The sequence below is a fragment of the Stutzerimonas nosocomialis genome (genome assembly GCF_005876855.1).
Lineage (GTDB): Bacteria > Pseudomonadota > Gammaproteobacteria > Pseudomonadales > Pseudomonadaceae > Stutzerimonas > Stutzerimonas nosocomialis.
Genome location: NZ_QLAE01000055.1, coordinates 1 through 19,794 on the forward strand (window position 1 = coordinate 1; position 19,794 = coordinate 19,794).

20 protein-coding genes and 1 tRNA gene are annotated in these 19,794 nt (G+C 66.2%); 3 read left to right on the forward strand and 18 right to left on the reverse strand.

Going from position 1 to position 19,794, the window contains the following annotated elements:
- The 9 genes from DN824_RS21335 to DN824_RS21375 all read right to left on the reverse strand — a co-directional run.
- Positions 1–1,528, reverse strand: a 1,528-nt coding sequence (locus tag DN824_RS21335) for an ABC transporter ATP-binding protein (protein WP_138410331.1), incomplete at its 3' end; no start/stop codon positions are given.
- Between the two features lie 297 nt (positions 1,529–1,825).
- Complete coding sequence (locus DN824_RS21340) at positions 1,826–2,281, reverse strand: carboxymuconolactone decarboxylase family protein (protein WP_138410332.1); 456 nt, start codon at positions 2,279–2,281, stop codon at positions 1,826–1,828.
- A gap of 10 nt (positions 2,282–2,291) precedes the next feature.
- The gene (locus DN824_RS21345; RefSeq protein ID WP_138410333.1) at positions 2,292–3,029 is read right to left on the reverse strand and encodes an SDR family oxidoreductase; all 738 of its coding nucleotides are present in this window, start codon (positions 3,027–3,029) and stop codon (positions 2,292–2,294) included.
- Positions 3,030–3,189: 160 nt separating this feature from the next.
- Complete coding sequence (locus DN824_RS21350; RefSeq protein ID WP_138410334.1) at positions 3,190–3,933, reverse strand: class I SAM-dependent methyltransferase; 744 nt, start codon at positions 3,931–3,933, stop codon at positions 3,190–3,192.
- Entirely contained in the window at positions 3,920–4,879 is a 960-nt protein-coding gene (locus DN824_RS21355; RefSeq protein WP_138410335.1) for a C-terminal binding protein, read from the reverse strand. Before DN824_RS21355 ends, DN824_RS21350 begins: the two co-directional genes overlap by 14 nt.
- A 2-nt stretch (positions 4,880–4,881) precedes the next feature.
- Complete coding sequence (locus tag DN824_RS21360) at positions 4,882–5,187, reverse strand: AzlD family protein (RefSeq protein ID WP_138410336.1); 306 nt, start codon at positions 5,185–5,187, stop codon at positions 4,882–4,884.
- Positions 5,184–5,891 (reverse strand): AzlC family ABC transporter permease, encoded by a 708-nt coding sequence (locus tag DN824_RS21365; RefSeq protein WP_138410337.1) that lies wholly within the window; start codon positions 5,889–5,891, stop codon positions 5,184–5,186. The genes DN824_RS21360 and DN824_RS21365 overlap by 4 nt, the downstream gene beginning before the upstream one ends.
- Positions 5,888–6,988 carry an aminotransferase class I/II-fold pyridoxal phosphate-dependent enzyme gene (locus DN824_RS21370; RefSeq protein WP_158295340.1) on the reverse strand — a complete coding sequence of 367 codons (1,101 nt, stop codon included), beginning with the start codon at positions 6,986–6,988 and terminating at the stop codon, positions 5,888–5,890. Before DN824_RS21370 ends, DN824_RS21365 begins: the two co-directional genes overlap by 4 nt.
- A 23-nt stretch (positions 6,989–7,011) precedes the next feature.
- Positions 7,012–8,202 (reverse strand): KamA family radical SAM protein, encoded by a 1,191-nt coding sequence (locus DN824_RS21375; RefSeq protein WP_138410339.1) that lies wholly within the window; start codon positions 8,200–8,202, stop codon positions 7,012–7,014.
- Between the two features lie 130 nt (positions 8,203–8,332).
- Between DN824_RS21375 and DN824_RS21380 the strand changes: the two genes are divergently transcribed.
- A complete protein-coding gene (locus DN824_RS21380; protein ID WP_138410340.1) occupies positions 8,333–9,724 on the forward strand; it encodes an aminotransferase-like domain-containing protein in 1,392 nt (463 codons plus the stop codon).
- Positions 9,725–9,866: 142 nt separating this feature from the next.
- Here the strand turns inward: DN824_RS21380 and DN824_RS21385 are convergent, their stop codons facing one another.
- From DN824_RS21385 to DN824_RS21420, 8 genes are all read right to left on the reverse strand, one after another.
- Positions 9,867–10,538 (reverse strand): TetR family transcriptional regulator C-terminal domain-containing protein, encoded by a 672-nt coding sequence (locus DN824_RS21385; RefSeq protein WP_138410341.1) that lies wholly within the window; start codon positions 10,536–10,538, stop codon positions 9,867–9,869.
- Between the two features lie 388 nt (positions 10,539–10,926).
- Positions 10,927–11,742 carry an outer membrane protein OmpK gene (locus DN824_RS21390; RefSeq protein ID WP_138410342.1) on the reverse strand — a complete coding sequence of 272 codons (816 nt, stop codon included), beginning with the start codon at positions 11,740–11,742 and terminating at the stop codon, positions 10,927–10,929.
- A 269-nt stretch (positions 11,743–12,011) separates the two neighbouring features.
- Positions 12,012–12,449, reverse strand: a complete 438-nt coding sequence (locus DN824_RS21395; RefSeq protein WP_138410343.1) for a YqaA family protein — start codon at positions 12,447–12,449, stop codon at positions 12,012–12,014.
- Between the two features lie 238 nt (positions 12,450–12,687).
- Positions 12,688–12,761 (reverse strand) — tRNA-Gly (locus DN824_RS21400).
- An 83-nt stretch (positions 12,762–12,844) separates the two neighbouring features.
- Complete coding sequence (locus DN824_RS21405) at positions 12,845–13,540, reverse strand: pseudouridine synthase (protein ID WP_138410344.1); 696 nt, start codon at positions 13,538–13,540, stop codon at positions 12,845–12,847.
- Positions 13,541–13,547: 7 nt separating this feature from the next.
- Positions 13,548–13,772: a cysteine-rich CWC family protein gene (locus tag DN824_RS21410; protein ID WP_138410345.1), complete on the reverse strand. Its 225-nt coding sequence runs from the start codon at positions 13,770–13,772 to the stop codon at positions 13,548–13,550.
- A 61-nt stretch (positions 13,773–13,833) separates the two neighbouring features.
- Positions 13,834–15,882, reverse strand: coding sequence for a methionine--tRNA ligase (metG, locus tag DN824_RS21415; RefSeq protein WP_138410350.1), 2,049 nt, complete (start codon positions 15,880–15,882; stop codon positions 13,834–13,836).
- An 89-nt stretch (positions 15,883–15,971) separates the two neighbouring features.
- Positions 15,972–17,159 carry an arabinose transporter gene (locus DN824_RS21420; RefSeq protein WP_206666179.1) on the reverse strand — a complete coding sequence of 396 codons (1,188 nt, stop codon included), beginning with the start codon at positions 17,157–17,159 and terminating at the stop codon, positions 15,972–15,974.
- A gap of 271 nt (positions 17,160–17,430) precedes the next feature.
- On the opposite strand from DN824_RS21420, the gene apbC reads away from it, so the two are divergent.
- A complete protein-coding gene (gene apbC, locus DN824_RS21425) occupies positions 17,431–18,528 on the forward strand; it encodes an iron-sulfur cluster carrier protein ApbC (RefSeq protein WP_138410347.1) in 1,098 nt (365 codons plus the stop codon).
- A 104-nt stretch (positions 18,529–18,632) separates the two neighbouring features.
- Here the strand turns inward: apbC and DN824_RS21430 are convergent, their stop codons facing one another.
- Positions 18,633–18,842, reverse strand: a complete 210-nt coding sequence (locus DN824_RS21430; protein ID WP_138410348.1) for a cold-shock protein — start codon at positions 18,840–18,842, stop codon at positions 18,633–18,635.
- Positions 18,843–19,164: 322 nt separating this feature from the next.
- On the opposite strand from DN824_RS21430, the gene dcd reads away from it, so the two are divergent.
- Positions 19,165–19,731, forward strand: coding sequence for a dCTP deaminase (gene dcd / locus DN824_RS21435; RefSeq protein WP_138410349.1), 567 nt, complete (start codon positions 19,165–19,167; stop codon positions 19,729–19,731).
- Positions 19,732–19,794 lie beyond the last annotated feature (63 nt).

The following is a 19,794-nucleotide window of genomic DNA, read 5'->3' on the forward strand; positions in this document are numbered from 1 at the left end:
CGGCGGTGTCGAACTGGCCGGCCATCCAGCGGCCGACTTCGGCCTGGCTGCTGCCGGCGGTGGGGCGCAGGGGGGACAGCCGCCCCTCGCTCAGTGCCGCGATGCGGTCGCTGATCTGGAACAGCTCTTCAAGGTCCTCGGAGATCACCAGGATCGCCGCGCCCGCATCGCGCAGCTCGATCAGCGCGCGGTGGATCGCCGCGGCGGCGCCGACGTCCACGCCCCAGGTGGGGTGCGCGGCGATCAGCAGCCTGGGTTGCTGGAGGATTTCGCGGCCGAGGATGAATTTCTGCAGGTTGCCGCCGGACAGGCTGGCGGCCGGGGCCAGCGCATCGGGCGTCTTCACCGCGAAGCGCTGGATGATGCTGTCGGCGAACTGCCGGACCCTGCCGCGCCGGATCATGCCGCCGCTGAGCATCCCGTCCTGCTGATACGCGGTGAGCAGGGCGTTGTCGCTCAGGCTCATGCTCGGCACGGCGCCGTGGCCGAGGCGTTCGGCGGGGACGAACGCCATGCCGTGGCGCCGCCGTGCGTCGGGGTGCAGGTGCGCGACCTGCTCATCGAGAAAGCGGATGCGCATCGCCTGGTCCGCGGGCAGGCGCTGTTCGCCGCTCAGCAGGGCGAGCAGTTCGCCCTGCCCATTGCCGGCCACGCCGGCGATGCCGAGGATCTCGCCGGCACGCACCGTAAGGTCGATGTCCTTGAGCGAGACGCCGAACGGGTCGGCGTTGTGCCAGGAGAGACGCTCGACCCTGAGGAAGGGCTCGCGGCCTTGCGCCTTCGGGTACTCGGCCTCCAGGCCTTCGGCGTCGCCGACCATCAGCCGCGCCAGTTCGAGGTCCGTGCACTCGGCCGGTATGCAGTCGCCGGAGACCCGTCCGCCGCGCAGCACCGTGGCGCTCTGACACAGCGCGCGCACCTCGCCGAGCTTGTGGCTGATGAACAGGATGCTGCAGCCCTCTGCCGCCAACCGGCGCAGAGTGACGAACAACTCGTCGGCCTCCTGCGGGGTGAGCACCGAGGTCGGCTCGTCGAGAATCAGCAGCTTGATGTCCTGCATCAGGCAGCGAATGATCTCCACCCGCTGGCGCTCGCCGATCGACAGGCTGTGTACCAGGCGCTGGGGTTCGAGGGGCATGCCGTAACGCTGCGAGACTTCGCGGATCTTCGGCTCCAGCCGGGAAGGGCTGCCGGCGCTCGCGCCCAGCGCCAGGGCGATGTTCTCGGCGATGGTCAGCGTCTCGAACAGCGAGAAGTGCTGGAACACCATGCCGATGCCGCGTTCGCGCGCCTGGGCCGGGTCACGCATGGTCACCGGTTCGCCTTCCCAGAGGATCTTCCCGGCGTCGGGCTGGGTCACGCCGTAGATGATCTTCATCAGGGTGCTCTTGCCGGCGCCGTTTTCACCGAGCAGGGCGTGGATCTCGCCTGGCGCGATGGACAGGTCGACCTGGTCGTTGGCCAGGCAACCGGGATAGCGTTTGGTGATGCCGGTCAGCTGCAGGCGTGCGGTTCGTGGTTCAGGCATGGGGGCGTCCGCTGGGTTTTCCTGGGCATTCTAATAGCAAAAAGCTGGCCAGGCAGTCAGGAATCTTCCGGACGCCGGGGCCTTTGCAGTGCCAGAGGGAACGATTGGCGGGCGATGGTAGCGGGTGCGTTGCTTTGGTGCTGGGGACGAGCAGGTGGCCACGTCGTTGCACCTGATTGGTGCGTTCGGTGCGGGGCCGTTTCGCCGAAGGATGTCCGGCCTCTCATCCGTGCCGTTCGAGGTTCGACGATTGCCCCGAACCACCGGGGCGGCCTGCCGCCGCCCCGGTCGCCGGGCCTACTGCACAACCGGGTCAGGCACTTCGCGTAGCGCCTGGGCCGCGTCGATGGCTCGCGGAAAGCCAGCGGTGACGGTCGTCAGGTAGACCACTTCCTTCAACTCGTCGCGCGTGACCCCGAGCCGTAGCGCATAGCCGGCATGGATCTTCATGTAGGGCAGGTTGCCCTGCGCGGCGAAGGCAGCGATGGCCGCCAGCTGCCGTGTGCGATCGTCGAGCACCGTCCGGCCCCAGACATCGCCCAGCGCGTAGCCGACCACGCCGTCGGCGAGAAAGGGATAATCCTGGCGCAGGGCATCGAGTACCGGTTGCCCGGCGCCGCCGGACAGGTGATCCATAACCTCCAGGCCGCGTTCGTGCCGTTCGTTGGCGATCGCACCGGACGATGCCAGCGTCAGCGGGCCCAGTATCCCCAGCCAGGCGGCGAGCAGGGCGTTGTTCATGCGAATGTTCATGGCGACGACCTCAGTAGGGGCTGGCGGTGGGGCGTACGACCAGCTCGCTGACGTCGACGTCGTCAGGCTGCCCGACCGCATAGGCGATGGCACGCGCGATGGCGTCGGCCGGAAGGGCGATACGGCGGAAGTCGTTCATGGCCGCGCGGGCGCTCTCGTCGGAGATGCTGTCGGCCAGCTCCGACTCGGTCACGCCGGGCGATATCAGGGTGACGCGGATATCCCCGCCCACTTCCTGGCGCAGCCCTTCGGAAATGGCGCGCACCGCATATTTGGTCGCGCAGTAGACCGCCGCGGTGGGGCTGACGGAGTAGGCGCCGATGGACGCGATGTTGATGAACTGGCCCGAGCGCTGGCGCTGCATCAGTGGCAGGCCGGCGGCGATGCCATGCAACACGCCACGGATATTCACGTCGATCATCCGGTCCCATTCCTCGACCTTCAGCGCCTCGAGTTTCGACAGGGGCATCACCCCCGCATTGTTGACGATCACGTCGACACGCCCGAAACGCTGCTCGGCGAAGTCGACGAAGGCCTGGGTGTCCTCGCGACGGGCGACGTCCAGCGGGCGGCAGACGGCGGTTCCGCCCGCTTCGTTGATGCTTGCCGCGAGCTTTTCCAGCCGCTCCAGCCGGCGGGCGCCGAGCACGACGGTAGCGCCCTGCTGGGCCAAAAGGCGTGCCGTCGCTTCTCCGATACCGCTGCTGGCGCCGGTGATGAGTATGATTTTTCCGCTGATGTTCGACATGGAGCCTCCTCGGGTTCATGGTCGGCGCCGGTGAGCGCCTTGGATGAATCCTGAGGCGAAGAGGGCCTCTGTCGTTATCGTGATCCTGCTTGCCCCTTGCCTGATTCTGCGCAGGTTGCGCGTCGGGATGAGCAATCGTGCAACCGCGCCGAAGGGTGGCTCAGGAGGCCGGCCCGTGGCGATCGTCGACGCTTCCTGGCGAGGCGGGCGAGAAAATCAGCGAGAACCGGCCCGCCCGTGGGTCGCGGCGTACCTCGCTGCAGTGCAGGCCTTCGTCGCTCAGGGCCTGCCAGAGCTCGCTCGGCTCATAGGCGCGCTGGCGAAAGGTGGTCTGGACCGGGGCTTGCCGGGGATGATCCTGGCAGACGAAGCGCAACGCCACGTCGAACAGGCAGGGCTCGCGGGACACCGGTTCGCAGCGGGCCTCCAGCCGCCAGCGCTGGCCGAACAACCGCACGTCGCGGTCGTCGTCGAAATAGCAGCAGTCGAAGATCGAGAGCAGGTCGTAGCCGTCGACCAGCAGCACGGCGCCAGGCGTCGGCTTCAGGGCACGGGCAAGCGAATTCGTCGCCTGCTGCAATGCGCGGTCATCGAGCAGGTAGGCGGTGACGCAGCCGGGCATCAGGATGGTGTCGAAGCTGTTTCGAAACGGCAGCCGGCGTACGTCGGCCTGCACCACGGGCACACCGCGGACCTGCGTCTTGGCCACCGCCAGCGCCTCGGCATCCGGATCGACGATCACTGAGGGAAGGTAGTCGAGCTGTTCGATCAGCGCATAGTAGGAACCGATCCAGAGCGAGCGGCCGCTGCGCCGGCGAACGGCGTTCAGGCTGCGGGGGTCGACCCAGCCGGCCGCGTCGCGCTGGTAGTACTCGAGCAGGAAGCGCCGCTCAACGGATCGCATTTCGGTGATGACCCTGCTCGAGGAGGCTCAGCAGCACCTGGGCCGCCTTGCGTCTCAATTCGGGTAACGCGGCTTGCGAATAGAACGCCACGTGGGGCGAGAGCAGCACGTCGTTGCGTTGCAGGAACAGCATCGGGATGGCGGCCTGTTCGTCCTCGAACACGTCGAGGGCGACGCCGGCCAGCAGATGGTCGGACACGGCATCGGCCAGTGCGGAGCAGTCGATGATCGGCCCGCGCGCGGTGTTGATCAGGTACTTGCCCTTGAGCGTTTCCAGCTCGCGCCTGCCTATCAGGTGGCGGGTCTCCTCGTTCAGCGGCGCGTGGATGCTGACCAGGTCCGAGCCTTGCAGCAGGCCGGTGAGGCTTTCGCAGCGGCGCACGCCGAGGGCTTTTTCCACGCCGCTCGAGACGTAGGGGTCATAGAAGCGCACCCGGCAGCCGAAGGCCTTGAAGCGCGCCGCCACGGCCATGCCGATGCGGCCGAAGCCGATCAGGCCGATGTCGAGCTGGCTCAGCCGCGGCAGCGGGCCGACCTCGCGCCAGTCCCAGCTGCCCGAGGCGACCACCGCATGTCCCTGCGGTAACCGGCGCAGCAGGTTCAGGGCCATCGCCAGGCTGTGGTCGGCGACTTCCTCGGTACCGTAGTCCGGCACGTTGGCGACCACGATGCCTCGTTCGCGCGCCGCCTGCAGGTCGATGTTGTCGAAGCCGACGGCGGCCCGCACGATGCCGCGACACTGCCGCAGGCTGTTGATGAAGGGCGCGCGCAGCGGCACCAGGTGCCAGCTGATCAGGCCGTCGTAGCCGAGCACCTGGGGCGGCAGCTCGCTCGTGTTGCGCACGTGGTACAGCTCGACGTCGGCCTTGGTCGCCAGCACCTCGCGCTCGAGGTCGGGCTCGTTCACGTAGCTGTTGTCGCAGGAGTCGATAATCGCAATCTTCATCGTCACATCCTCATCATCCAGCGGACCCAGGCGCAGGTCAGGGTGCCGATGGCCACGCCCAGCAGGGTGTTTCTGAATTTCCAGACCACCGCGACGGTGACCAGCGAGGCGATCCACACCGAGGGGTCGCCGGCGGCGATCTTCGGCGCGACCAGCGCCGCGAGAATGGCGGCCGGCAGGTTCTTCAGGAAGCGTTCGGGAAAGCCGCTCAGCGCCAGGCGATCGGCGCGAACCAGCAGACCCCCGACGCGGGTGAAGTAGGTGGCCAGGGCCATGCCGACGATCGCGGCCAGTTCCAGCGGGCTCATGTGGGTTCCTCCATCGCGTGGGAGACGGGCAGGGCTGCCACCAGTGCGCTGGCGACGATGGCGGCGATCACCACCGAGGCCTGCCCGATGCCCGGCAGCTGGGCGACGAAAAATGCCACGACGCCGGAGATGCCCCAGGTCGCGAAATCCATCGAGCGCTGCCAGAGCAGGACCATCAGCGACAGGAACATCGCGACGAAGGTGAAATCCAGCCCGTAGTCGGCTGGCCGTGGGATCTGGTTGCCGATCTGCGTGCCGAGCAGCGTGCCGCCTACCCAGCCGACGTAGATGAGCAGCCCCGCCTGGACGAAATAGCGCAGCGATGGCGCGTAGTGCTTGAAGCGGTGTTCGGCCAGTGCCCAGGTCTCGTCGATCAGCAGCAGGGCGAAGGCCGGCGAGAGGCGGCGCTTGGGCTCGCGGGCGAACCACTGGCGCAGCGACAGGCTCATCAACAGGTGCCGCAGGTTCACCAGCAGGGTGGTCAGCACGATGGCCATCACCGGCAGGTGCCCCGGCTGCCACTGTTCGATGGCGATGAACTGCGAGGCGCCGGCGAACACCAGCGCACTCATCAGTGTGGCTGCCAGCGGCGACAGCCCGGCCTTGCTGGCCAGTACGCCGAATACCAGACCGAACATGAAGCCGCTGACGACGATCGGCAGCGCGTCCTGGGCGGCATCCTTGAACGTCAGGCGTGGTTTCATCGGCGAGCCCTCAGGAAGATGTCGAGCAGCCACTCCTGCAGGGCCGCCTCGCACAGCGTCACCCGGATCAGGTTGTTCAGCGACGGATGCTGCGGGCGGTGCACCGCTACCTGGGAGGCCAGCAGTTGCTCCTGCAGTTGCCGGGCATCCTCCTCAGTGGGCAGCAGCAGGGACACGAAGTTGGTGCCCGATGGCAGCACCCGGTAACCCGCCGCGCGCAGCCGCTCGCTCAGGGTTTCGCGCAACAGCGCGTTGTGCGTCCTGATCGCCTCGGCATGGTCGGCGTCGGCCAGGGCCAGCTGGGCGGCATGCTGGGCCAGGCCGCCGACCGAATAGTGGATGCGCGCCTTGGCCAGGCCATCGAGCAGGTTCTTTTCCGCCAGCGCGTAGCCGATCCGCAAACCCGCCAGGGCGTGGGCCTTGGACAGCGAACGGATGCGGATACAGCCGGGAATGCTGCGCTCGCTGCCGGCGGCCAGTGCCGGGCAGAACTCCAGGTAGGCTTCGTCGAGCAGCAGCGTGCAGTCGTCGGGCAGTTGCGCGGCCAGTGCCTCGATCCGTTCCAGGGGCAGCCAGCTACCGGTGGGGTTGTCCGGGTTGGCCAGGTAGATCACCTTGGCGCGCGCCCGTCTGGCGGTGGCCAGCAGGGTGTCGGGGCTTACCGAGAGGATGCCGTCGTGGTCTTCGTAGGGGACTTCGATGAGGTGGCAGCCGCTCGCCCGGGCGAAGTAGCCGAACGTCGGGTAGGTGCCGGCACTGGTGACCGCGGTGTCGCCCGGCGAGCACAGCGCCCGTACGCACAGGGCGATGACCGCATCGGCGCCACTGTCGATGCACAGCTCGTTCGGGTCGAAGCCGCCGCATTGCGCCAGGCGCTCGCGCAGCCGCTCGCCGCTGGGGTCGCCATAGAGGCGGGCGAGGTGGCAGAAGGCGTCGCCGTACAGCTGGCGCAGCGAGGTCAACGGGGCATCCAGGCTCTCGTTGCCGCCCAGGCGCAGTTGCACGCGGCGCCCGGTCTTGCGCTCGAGCGCCAGCAGGCCGGGAAAGGGGTTGGGGTTGTCCAGATCCACCAGGTGATCGGCCAGACGATGTGCCATGGGAAAGACTCCATTCATTCCGGTCATTCCGGGAAGGTGCAGCGCTGGCCTTGCCAGTTGACGAAGTGCAGGTATTCGCCGTCCTCGCGTACCTCCAGCTCCGGTATGCCCTTGCACAGGTCCAGCGGCACGCTGTACTTGCCGGTCTTGTGGGGCAGCACGTATTCGGGCACCGCCATGTTCGAGAGGCGGCGCTTCATGCGTCCGACGATCGCCAGGGCGGCCGTGATGTCGGTGCGGAAGGCGTCCGAGCCGGGCGAGAAGGGCATGAAGTGGTAGAGGTAATGCGGCTGGATGCCGTTGCGGTAGAGCGTCAGGCACAGCTGCGAGAGCGTCTCGTAGCTGTCGTTGACCCCATGCAGCAGCGGGATGTTGGCGAACAGCATCGCGCCGCTGCTGCGCAGGCGCCGCACGGCGGTGAGCATCTGGGCGGTGATTTCGTTCGGATGGGCGATGTGCAGGCCGATGGCGTTGACGTTGTGGCGGGTGAAGATCTGCACCAGCTCCGGGGTGATCCGAAACGGATTGAACGTCAGCGCGCGGGTGTGGATGCGGATGATCAGGTCCGGCCGCAAGGCGCGCAGGTCGCAGAGATAGCCGTCCAGATGCTTGTCCGAATGCATCAGGGGCTCGCCGCCGCTGAGGATGACCTCGTCCAGTTCCGGGTGGTCGCGGATGTAGTCGAGGGTGTCGAGCCAGTCCTGGCGCCGCATGGACGGCTTGACCGGGTCTTTCTCCAGCGTACGCAGCGCTTCGTAGCAGAACTGGCAGTAGGCGTGGCAGACGTTGGCCAGGCGCACGATCACCCGGTTGTCGTATTTGTGCTGGCAGATCGGCGTCACCATCTCGCCGGGCATCTCCCAGTTTTCCGATTCCCCGTCGTAGTCCAGCGGCTGCACCGTGGCGCTGCCGTGCCAGTCCGGGATCAGCTGTCGCCAGACGGGATCGCCTGCCGCCGGCAGCAGGTGTTCGTCGCAGCGGATCAGGTCGAGGGTGTAGGGCGTGACGCTCAGCTTGCGGTTCTGCAGGTGATCGCGGATGCGGTTCAGGCGCGCTTCGGCCTTGAGGCCGGGAAAGTGGCGAACCAGGTCTTCGGCGCTGGTAATCGCGTTGCGTTGCTGCCATTTCCAGTCCGACCAGTCCGATGTGCTGAAAATGATCGGCGCGTCATCCAGAGGGGTATTGTTCTTGGGGGGGGTGATCACGTGTGACATGCTCATTCCTCGAGTGTCGTCGAAGCGAAGCCATGGTTACCCGAGTCGACGAGCGAGAGGAAAAACACTGGTGATGTGGCTTGCTGAACTGTTAGAAAGGTCTGTCTAACAGTGGCTGGAGGATGGCGAAATGGAATTGCCGTTGGAGAAGACAGGCCAGACCTTGGGAATAGAGCAGGTCGCCGAGGCGATCAGGACGGCCATTCTCAATGGCGGAATCCGCCCCGGTCAGCGTCTGCCCTCGATCCGTAAACTGTCAGCCAGCCATGGCTTGAGTTTTCACACAGTGGTCGGCGCCTACGAACGGCTGGAGGTCAGCGGGCTGATCAGCGCTCGCCCCGGTCGCGGCTTTTTCGTCGAGGCGACGGCGGCAAAGCCGGCCGCCACTGCCTTGCACTCGCTCGCCGGCAACGATCAGAGCAGCCTCAGCGCCTTCTGGCGTCTGTTCCATGGCAATGCCGCGAGCATGAAGCTCGGCTGCGGCTGGCTGCCTTCGAGCTGGCGCGATACCCAGACGCTTGCCCGGGTGATTCGCCGTACGGCCAATTTCGCCCACAGCACGCTGGTCGAGTATGGCGATCCTTCCGGGCACCTGCCGCTGCGCCAGCATCTGTCCGAGCACCTGGAAAAGCGCCTCGGCCTGGCGCTGGATCCGAACCAGATTCTCACCACCCTGGGCGCCACCCAGGCCCTGGACCTGGTGATCCGCAAGATCATCGAGCCTGGCGACTGCGTGCTGGTGGACGACCCCTGCAACAGCAACCTCGTCCAGCTGCTCGCCTTGCGCGGCGCCGAGGTGGTCGGCATCGCCCGGCTGCCGGACGGCCCGGACATCGAACGGCTCGAAGCGGTCCTGGCGACGCGTCCGGTGCGCGCGTTCTTCATCAATTCCCAGCTGCACAACCCCACCGGCTCCTCGCTGAGCCCGCAGAACGCCTTCCAGGTACTGCAACTGGCCTATCGCTACGACGTGACGCTGGTCGAGGACGACGTGTACGGCGATTTCAGCGGCGATCGCAACGCCAGCCTGGTCACGCTCGATGGCCTGCGCAAGGTGATCTACATCAGCAGCTTCTCCAAGACGCTCTCTGCCAGCCTGCGGGTCGGCTACCTGATCGGCTCGCCCGATCTCGTCGCCTCGCTGGCCGATCTCAAGCTGCTGACCAGCGTCGCCGTGCCGAGCTTCTGCGAGCGCTTTCTCAGCGCGATCCTGGCCGACGGCACCTACGAGCGCCATCTGGGGCTGGTGCAGCGCAAGCTCCAGACCTCGCAGGCGATCGCCCAGGCGGCGTTTCAGAGCTGGGGCTGGGAGATCTTCCATGCGGCCAAGGGCGGCATGTTCATCTGGATCAGGCATCCCCGCCTGAGCGACCTCGACGCCTTTCTCGAACGCGCCCTGCAATGCGGCATCCTGCTCGCGCCGGGGAATCTGTTCAGCGCGGACGGGCGCAAGAGCCCCTGGCTGCGCATCAATGTCGCGCATCTGGACGTCGAGCAGGCCGAGCCGCTGTTTCGGCTGTAGGGGCCGCGAGAGAGTAGGGGCGTTGCTGGTGGCTGGCGTTCGACGGCGTCGGTCCATTCGCGGTCGAGACCGCTCCCACAGGCTCCGGGCCTTGATCGCGACCGGTCGCACCTGAGTCACCCGCCCAGGCTCCCACTCGGAATCAGCGCACCGGAGCCGGTGGTTGCAGCCCGCAGCCCTTGAGGATGATGTGGATGAGGTTGTCGGTGGCATGGGCGAAGTCATCACGCGTCATGCGCCTGTGGCCCATGACCCGGTTGATCTGGTCGGAAAAGTCCGCGTAGTGCTGGGTGCTGCTCCAGATCAGGAAAATCAGGTGCGCCGGGTCGATCGGGTCCATCTTGCCGGCTGCGATCCAGGCCTCGAACACGGCCGCCCGGCCACGGAACCAGTCGCGGTAATCCTGGTTGAAGTGCTCGTTCAGGCACTCGCAACCGCTGATCACTTCCATGGCGAAGATCTTCGACGCCTGCGGCTGGCGGCGGGAAAACTCCATCTTGATGCGGATGTAGCCTGCCAGGGCCTGGGCCGGATCGTCGTCCACGGTGAGTTCGTCGAAGGCGCTGTCCCAGAGTTCGAGGATATGCCGCATGACCTCGACATAGAGCCCGAGCTTGCTGTTGAAGTAGTAGTGGAGGTTGGCCTTGGGCAACCCCGCCCGCAGCGCGATGGCGCTCATGCTGGTGCCCTTGAAGCCGTAGCGGGCGAATTCCTCCGCGGCGGCCCCGAGGATCGCTTCCTCGTTCTTCTGGCGAATGCGTCCGGCCGGCTTGTCCGCCGAGCCGCCCGGGGGCGAAGCCTGGCTGATGCTCATTGCGGTGCCTCGAGGGCCGGGAGCGCGTGGCGCGGGCAGGTAGGCTGGATGCCGATGAGGCAGGCCTGCAGACGTTGGGCAGGCGGGAGCGATGGGGCGTTCTTCATGGCAGCGACCTCAAGCGAAAGGCAAAGCCGCAGGCGTAGGCGCCTGTCTGGTCTGGCTGAGGTGTGCAAAAAACTGACCACCCGCTTAGGTTCGCCTGCCTTCGGGCTGTTGCCCAGCGCATGCAGGGAGCGGCCGCGGCTGTCGGGAAAGGGGTGGGATCGGCGGTCGGTGCGCCAGCGGGCAAGCTGTGCACCAAGGTGAGGCAGAAGGAAAGGCGTGCCGCCCCGTTATGTGGCGACACGCGAGGATTCAGCCGCCCGGCGTCGGCCGAGCGGGGAGATCAGAAGTGAACCTGCACGATGGCGCTGAAGGTGTTCTGGTCCGTCTTGCCGACGAAGTTGCGGCTGACGTAACCGCCGTCCTCGATGCCGTACTTGTTCGACCAGTAGTCGTATTCGATACCGACGTAGAGCGTGCCGGCCGCGTGGTCCAGCGCCTTGCCCAGGTCGTACTTGATCTGCGGGTTGATGTGCAGGTTGCGCTTGAGCTCGGTGTCGCTGTTGCTGGCGTCGTTGATCACCCAGTCGATGAAGCCGTCGAAGAGGATGTCGGACTTGCCCACCGGGATGGTCATGGCCCAGGTCGGCGTCAGCTGCCACTGGCCGGACGGGTTGCCGGTCTTGCCGTCGGGCTTGCGGTAGTAGAGGTTGAGGTTGAAGCGGTCGAAGCCGGGCAGGGCCAGGTCCACCGCCGGGCCGAGCAGGTAGGTCTGGTTCGGCACGCCTGCGGCGCTGCTTTCGCCGCGCTCGTAGGTCGCTGCGAGCAGGACGTCGGTGACCGGGCCGAACTTGATCTCGTTGCCGGAAATCTTGCCCAGCGACAGGCGCGGGCTGAACTCGCCGTAATAGGTGTGGCCGTCGCGTCCGGAGATGCCGTTGTAGAAGATGTTGTCGACGAACAAGAACATGTCGCCCCAAGCCCAGCCGCTGGCATGTTCGAAGGTCACGGTTTGCTGGGTCGAGCCGGCGTCGACCTTGTAGTCCTTGCCGTACAGGTAGGTCAGGCTGTTGCTCTGCCACAAGAACGGGGAGGCCGCGGCATGGCCTGCCAGCATCAGGCCGGCCGCGAGCGTTGCGGTAGTCAGGGTGCGTTTCATCGGTGTGCTCCTGTGTGCAAAAGGGATGAGGCGATCTTTTTAGTTGTCCAAACGGTCAGGCTTTTGAGCGAAAGCAATACTTGCGCCAATGCCGGAACGGCGGGCGGTACATTTATAAGTGTCGGGAAATCAAGCGCTTATTCGTAGTCGGACGTTCCGCTTGGGGAAGCGACCGGCGATGGTAGTGTGTCCTGGCGACCTCGTGCTCCATAAAAAACTGACCGAATCGTCAGTTGCTTCAAATTGAGGCAGGCACTGACACCCCTGCGTCAGACGAACCCCCGAACCACCGCGGCCAGGACGACATAACGCCCGCCCTTGGCGAGCGTGACCAGCAGGGCGAAGCGCCAGAACGGCTCGCGCATGACGCCGGCGATCACCGTCAACGGGTCCCCTACGATGGGCACCCAGCTCAGCAGCAACGACCAGCGACCGAAGCGTCGATACTGGCCCTGCGCCTTTTCCAGCTGTGCGTCGCTGACCGGGAACCAGCGCTTGTGGCGAAAGCGCTCCAGGTAGCGCCCGAGCAGCCAGTTCACCACCGAACCCAGCACGTTGCCCAGCGTGGCCACCAGCAGCAGCGCGGTCACGGGGAACTCGCCGGTCAGCAGCAGGGCCGTCAGGACCGCTTCGGACTGGGCCGGCAGCAGGGTGGCGGCGGCGAACGCGGCGAGGAAGAGCCCCAGGTAGGCGGACAGATTCAGCATGGCAGGGCCGCCCTCACCGAGGCGCCATCGAGCGTCGTTCGCCAGGCAGGGCCGAGGACAGCGGAGGGGTCAGCAGGCTTCATCGATCGAGTCACTTCCCATCGGCTCGCGTGTGCTGTTCAGCCACCGCTTCGCCGGCGATGGGCGTCTCGCGGGCTGGGTGCTCGGGGGCGGGCGCGCGGCCGTGAAGCGGCCATGGCCAAAAGAAAAAGCCCTGCGTCGGCAGGGCTTTGATATCTGGAGCGGGCGAAGGGAATCGAACCCTCGTCATGAGCTTGGGAAGCTCAGGTAATGCCATTATACGACGCCCGCGCAGGGGTGCCTTTGTACCAGAAGCGGCGGCGTAAATGAAGCGCCGGCGACGGGCATTTTATCGGCCGGCCTGCTTTTGCCGGTCAGAACGCGGCGATCTCCTCGGCGCTCAGGGGGCGGTACTCGCCAGGCTCCAGCTGCGGGTCGAGCCGGACCGCGCCGATGGACTCCCGGTGCAGGGCGGTGACCTTGTTGCCGAAGTGCCCGAACATCCGCTTGACCTGGTGATAGCGCCCTTCGTGCAGGGTGAGCCGGGCCAGGCGCGGGCCGAGCAGTTCCAGTTCGGCCGGCAGGGTGGTGAGGTCTTCGAAGCGAAAGTACAGGCCGCGGGCGAAGTGTTCCACGCAGGCGGGGTCGATCGGGTCTTCGGTCTCGACGCGGTAGACCTTGCCCAGCCGGCTGGCGGGCAGGGTGGCGCGGCGCGACCAGAGGCCGTCATTGGTGATCAGCATCAGGCCGGTGGTGTTGAAATCCAGCCTGCCGGCGATGTGCAGGTCGGCCCGGTCGGCTTCGTCCGCCACCCGTTCGAGTACCGTCGGGTGCAGCGGATCGCGGGTGGCGCTGACGCAGCCGCGCGGCTTGTGCAGCATCAGGTAGCGGGCCGGTTTGCCGGTCTGCAGGACCTCCCCGTCGAGCTCCACCTGGTTGAACACGCGGATCGGATGCAGGCCGTCGCGCACCGGCTGGCCGTCGACGCTCACACGCCCGGCGGCCAGCAACTGGTGGGCCTGCTGGTGGCTCAGGTGGGGAAGGTTGGCGAGGAAACGGTCCAGGCGCATGGGGTGGCTATCGGCTCGGGTCAGGCCGCTCGCCACGGGCGCAGCGTGGACAGAGGCACGCCTTGCCCTGCGCCTGGGGCGGCAGGTCGGCCAGCTGCCTGGCGTCGAGGGTTACGGCAAAGCACCAGCACGGCGTGCTGGCATCGCCACTGGCCAGCCCGCAGCCGTTGCTCTGGCCGCAGACGGGGCAGCGGCTCGGGTCGACGGGAGGCGGGGCGTGGGTGTCGCTCATCGGCCAGCGGCCTCGCGGTGAAGGGCCTTGGGGCTCGTGGCGACGAGCCCCGGGCGCGGTGTTACTTGACGCGCTGGCCGGGCTTGGCGCCGCTGTCCGGGCTCAGCAGATAGATTTCTTCGCCACCGGGGCCGGCGGCCAGCACCATGCCTTCGGACACACCGAACTTCATCTTGCGCGCCGCGAGGTTGGCCACGTAGAGCGTCAGGCGGCCTTCGAGCTTGCTCGGGTCGGGGTAGGCGCTCTTGATGCCGGAGAAGACGTTGCGCTTCTCGTCGCCGATGTCGAGGGTCAGGCGCAGCAGTTTGTCGGCCCCTTCGACGAACTCGCACTTCTCGATCAGCGCGATGCGCAGGTCGACGGCCGCGAAGGCATCGAAGCCGATTTCGGCGGCCAGCGGCTCCTTCTTCAGTTCGCCGTTGCCGCTCGGGGTGCCGGCAGGCTGGCTGGTTTCGGCGGCGAGGTCTTCCTTGGAGGCGTCGATCATGGCTTGGATCCGGGCAGGTTCGATACGGGTCATCAGCGGGCTGAAGGCGTTGAGGGCGTGGTCGGCGAGCAGCGTGCGGTGGTCGTCCCAGGTCAGCGGCGCGACGTTGAGGAAGGCTTCGGCCGCGGCGGCGAGCTTCGGCAGCACGGGCTTGAGGAAGATCACCAGCTGGCGGAACAGGTTGACCCCCAGGGCGCAGATCGCCTGGACTTCATCCTGCTTGCCTTCCTGCTTGTTCAGGGCCCACGGCGCCTTCTCGGCGATCCAGGCGTTGGCGCGGTCGGCCAGCGCCATGATCTCGCGCATGGCGCGGGCGAAGTCGCGCTGTTCGTAGGCCTCGGCGATGCTCGGCGCCGCGCTCAGGAAGGCCTCGGTCAGTTCCGGCGCGGCGTTGCCGGCGACCAGTACGCCGCCGTTGCCCTTGTGGATGAAGCCGGCGCAGCGGCTGGCGATGTTGACCACCTTGCCGACCAGGTCCGAGTTGACCTTCTGCACGAAGTCTTCGAGGTTCAGATCGAGGTCGTCGACGCTGCGGCTCAGCTTGGAGGCGAAGTAATAACGCAGGTATTCGGGTTCGAGGTGATCCAGGTAGGTGCGCGCCTTGACGAAGGTGCCACGGGACTTGGACATCTTCTGCCCGTCGACGGTCAGGAAGCCGTGCACGTTCAGTGCGGTCGGCTTGCGGTAGCCGGCGCCTTCGAGCATGGCGGGCCAGAACAGCGCGTGGAAATTGACGATGTCCTTGCCGATGAAGTGGTACACCTCGGCGCTCGAATCCTTGCGCCAGTAGGCGTCGAAGTCCAGTTCCGGGCGGCGGGCGCAGAGGTTCTTGAAGCTCGCCATGTAGCCGATCGGGGCATCGAGCCAGACGTAGAAGAACTTGCCGGGCTCGTCGGGAATCTCGAAACCGAAGTAGGGTGCGTCGCGGGAGATGTCCCACTCCTGCAGGCCAGCATCGAGCCATTCGGCGATCTTGTTGGCGACCGCGTCCTGCAGCGAGCCGCTGCGGGTCCAGCCTTCGAGCATGGTCTGGAAATCGGGCAGCTTGAAGAAGAAGTGCTTGGACTCCCTGAGCACCGGCGTGGCGCCGGAAATCGCCGAGCGCGGGTCTTTCAGCTCGGTGGGCGCATAGGTCGCCCCGCACTTCTCGCAGTTGTCGCCGTACTGGTCTTCGCTGCCGCACTTGGGACAGGTGCCCTTGATGAAGCGGTCGGCGAGGAACATGCCCTTCTCGGGATCGTAATACTGGGTCACCGCGCGGGTGGCGATGTGCCCGGCATCGCGCAGGCGGGTGTAGACCAGGCTCGACAGCTCGCGGTTTTCTTCCGAGTGGGTGGAGTGGAAGTTGTCGAATTCCACGAGGAAGTCGGCGAAGTCGGTGCTGTGCTCGCGGCGTACCGTCTCGATCAGCTGTTCGGGCGTGATGCCTTCCTTCTCGGCGCGCAGCATGATCGCCGAGCCATGGGCGTCGGAGGCGCAGACGTACGTGCACTGGTTGCCGCGCATCTTCTGGAAGCGCACCCAGATGTCGGTCTGGATGTACTCGACCATGTGGCCCAGGTGAATGGAACCGTTGGCATAGGGCAGGGCGCTGGTGACGAGAATCTTGCGGGCTTCGGTCATGAGGGTCGGCTGTACGGGAAAACGGGGGAAGTCGGCAACTATATAGGGCCGGGCGGCTTTTTTCATCCTGGCCGCCCGGCCCTGCGCGATCAGGGCGCGGCCTGGCGACGGTCCTGGCGATACAGTTGCGCCGCGATGCCGAATCCGGCGAAGGCCGCCAGCGCGGCGACGAGAAACGCCACCGGATAGCCGTGTACGCCCACCAGCAACCCGGTGAGCGGGCCGGTCAGGCCGTAGGCGATGTCCTGGAAGGCGGCATAGCCGCCCAGGGCGGTGGCACGCACCTGGGGTTCGACGCGCTTGACCACCACCAGCCCCAGCGACGGGAAGATCAGCGAAGCGCCGGCCCCGGTCAGGGCCGCGCCGGCGAGCGCCAGCTCGGCGCTGGTCGCGCTCCAGAGCAGCAGCAGGCCGCAACCCTCGACCAGCAGCGAGACCATGGCCACCGGCGGGCCGCCGAGCTTGTCGGGCAGATGGCCCGCGACGACACGCATCGCGGCGAAGGCCAGCCCGAAGCACGACAGCGCGAGGCCCGCGCCTTGCCAGCCCTCGGTGGCGAAATGCAGCGAGATGAAGGCGCCGATCGCGGCAAACCCGACGCCTTGCAGGGCAAGGGCCAGGGCTGGTTGCCAGATGCGGCCGATGACACTGATGAACGAGCGACGCTGGCCGCCGCTCGGCGCCACGGCGGCGACCGGCCGGATCAGCGCCAGGCCCAGCAGCGGCAAGCCCAGGGTGACGAGCCCCAGCACCGCCAGTCCGTTGCCCTCGTAGAGGGCGAGACCGGCCGGTGCGCCCAGGGCCATGGCGCCGTAGATCGCCATGCCGGTCCAGGACATCACCTTGCCGGACTTGAGCACGCCCACCGTGCCGATGCCCCAGGCCAGCATGCCGGTAACCAGGAAGCTTTCGCCGACGCCGAGGGTCAGGCGGCCGGCGATCAGCAGGGCGAGCTTGCCGGCTGCCGGCACGGGCAGCAGGGAAGACAGCAGGTAGAAGGCGCCGGCCAGCCCGCAACCGACCAAGCCTCGCCGCATGGCAGGGCGTGCACCCTGCTGGTCGGCGAGACGGCCGGCATAGCCACGGGTGAGGACCGTGGCGAGGAATTGCACCCCGACCGCGGAGCCGACCACCACGGCGCCGTAGCCGAGTTCGTCGTGAACGTAGAGGGGGATGACGGCCAGCGGCAGGCCGACGGTGAGAAAGCCGATGAAAGTCGCCAGGCAAAGCAGCAACAGTGCGCGGTCGGCAGACAGGGTGTGGGATCGGTGTATCAAGGCGTGCTCCATGGTTCAGGGCACGCTCGATCGAGATGCGCCCCCGGCCCCGCGTGGAATGCCCATGCGGAGGGTTGCGCGTTGATTGACGTGAACGCTTACGCGTAGCGGTCCTGGGGGCCGCCACGAAGGAGGCGAAAACTTACCGTGGAGCGGCCGCGGCCGTCAACCGCAGCGGCGTCGGAGAGCTCCTGCGGTGCAATTGGATGGCCCCGACCGGGCCCTCCTGCGGTAGCATGACCACCTGTTTTGCTCAGTCTTTGGAGAGCCCATGCCTGCAATCACCCGCGAGGCGGTCGAAGCCGCTCTGCGCCAGTACACCGACCCCCACCTGAACCAGGATCCGGTCAGCGCCGGTTGCGTGCGCGCCATCGAGATCCAGGGCGACCGGGTCAGCGTTACCCTCGAGCTTGGCTACGCCGCCGGACTGTTTCGCAACGGCTGGGCGCAGACGCTGGCAATGGCGATCGAGAACCTCGACGGCGTATCGCGCGCCAACGTGCAGATCGACTGCGTGATCCGTGGCCACAAGGCCCAGCAGCAGGTGCCGGAACTGGCGAACGTGAAGAACGTCATCGCCGTCGCGTCGGGCAAGGGTGGCGTCGGCAAGTCGACCACCGCCGCCAACCTGGCGCTGGCGCTGGCGCGCGAAGGCGCGCGTGTCGGCGTGCTGGATGCGGACATCTACGGGCCGAGCCAGGGAATCATGTTCGGCATCCCGGAAGGTACCCGTCCCGAAATCCGCGATCAGAAGTTCTTCATCCCGCTCGAGGCCCATGGCGTCCAGCTGATGTCCATGGCCTTCCTGGCCGACGACAAGACGCCGATGGTCTGGCGTGGGCCGATGGTCTCCGGCGCGCTCCTGCAACTGATCACGCAGACGGCATGGCGCGACCTGGATTATCTGGTGGTCGACATGCCGCCGGGCACCGGCGACATCCAGCTGACCCTGGCGCAGAAGGTGCCGGTGTCGGGAGCGGTGATCGTCACCACGCCTCAGGACCTGGCACTGCTCGACGCGAAGAAGGGCGTGGAGATGTTCCGCAAGGTGAACATTCCCGTGCTCGGCGTGGTGGAAAACATGGCCGTGCACATCTGCTCCAACTGCGGTCATGCCGAGCACCTGTTCGGCGAGGGCGGCGGCGAGAAGCTGGCGGCGCAGTACAACGTCGAACTGCTGGCCTCCATGCCGCTGTCGATGGCCATCCGCAGTCAGGCCGATGCCGGCAAGCCGACCACCATCGCCGATCCGGAAAGCCAGATTGCGATGATCTACCAGCAGATGGCGCGCAGCGTCAGTGCGCGCATTGCCCAGAGCGGGCAGATCGTGGCGCAGTCGATGCCCAACATCATCATCTCCGACGATTGACGTCGGCGGCCCTGGCGAGAGGTTCGCCGGGGTCTCGCTCCAGGCCTGTCGAACAGGCAAAAAAAAGCCCTGCAGAGCAGGGCTTTTTCTTGGGTCAGTGCAGGTTAGATAACCTGAACTTCCTCGGCTTGCATGCCTTTCTGGCCGCGGGTAGCGACGAAAGAAACGGCTTGGCCTTCTTTCAGGCTCTTGAAGCCCTCGCCCTGAATGGCGCGGAAGTGTACGAAGAGGTCGTCACCGGATTGCGGAGTGATGAAGCCGAAGCCTTTCTCATCGTTGAACCACTTGACGGTACCGGTTTGGCGATTGGACATTTTATGTCTCCTTGAACGGAAGATGATGGGGTACGGGTAAAGCCCGAGCCAGGACTGAGCGCAAGGAGTTAGGAGTCGTAGCAATGATCGGATCGAAATCTAAACATGTAGCGATTCACGGTGACACATGCAGCAGCAGCTGGTGCACACAATACGCTTTTCTGCCGTCCGCGCGAGCTTTATTTTTTACTTTCTTGCATCGGGCTCGCGGCAACTAAACGGCAGTGTCGTTGTCATGGCCGCGAGTGGCTTTGAACAGCGGCGTCCGGCTCGGTAAGATGCGCCTTCGTTTTCTTCCCGCCAGCCAATCAGGACGCCTGCCATGAGCATCAAATCGGACAAGTGGATTCGCCGCATGGCCCAGGAGCACGGCATGATCGAGCCGTTCGTCGAGCGCCAGATGCGCGGTGAAGGCGACGATCGCCTCATCTCCTACGGCGTCTCCAGCTACGGCTACGACGTGCGGTGCGCCGACGAATTCAAGGTGTTCACCAACATCAATTCGGCCACCGTCGATCCGAAGAACTTCGACGAGAAGAGCTTCGTCGACATCAAGAGCGACGTCTGCATCATCCCGCCGAACTCCTTCGCCCTGGCGCGCACCGTCGAGTACTTCCGCATTCCGCGCAACGTGCTGACCATCTGCCTGGGCAAGAGCACCTACGCGCGCTGCGGCATCATCGTCAACGTGACGCCGCTCGAGCCGGAGTGGGAAGGCCACGTGACGCTGGAGTTCTCCAACACCACCACGCTGCCGGCGAAGATCTACGCCAACGAGGGCGTCGCCCAGATGCTGTTCCTCGAGTCGGACGAGGCGTGCGAAGTCTCCTACCGCGATCGCGGCGGCAAGTACCAGGGACAGCGCGGCGTGACCCTGCCGCGTGCCTGATGGATTGCGGGCATGAAAAAGCCGGGCATTGCCCGGCTTTTTCATGTCCGCGTACTGGCTAGC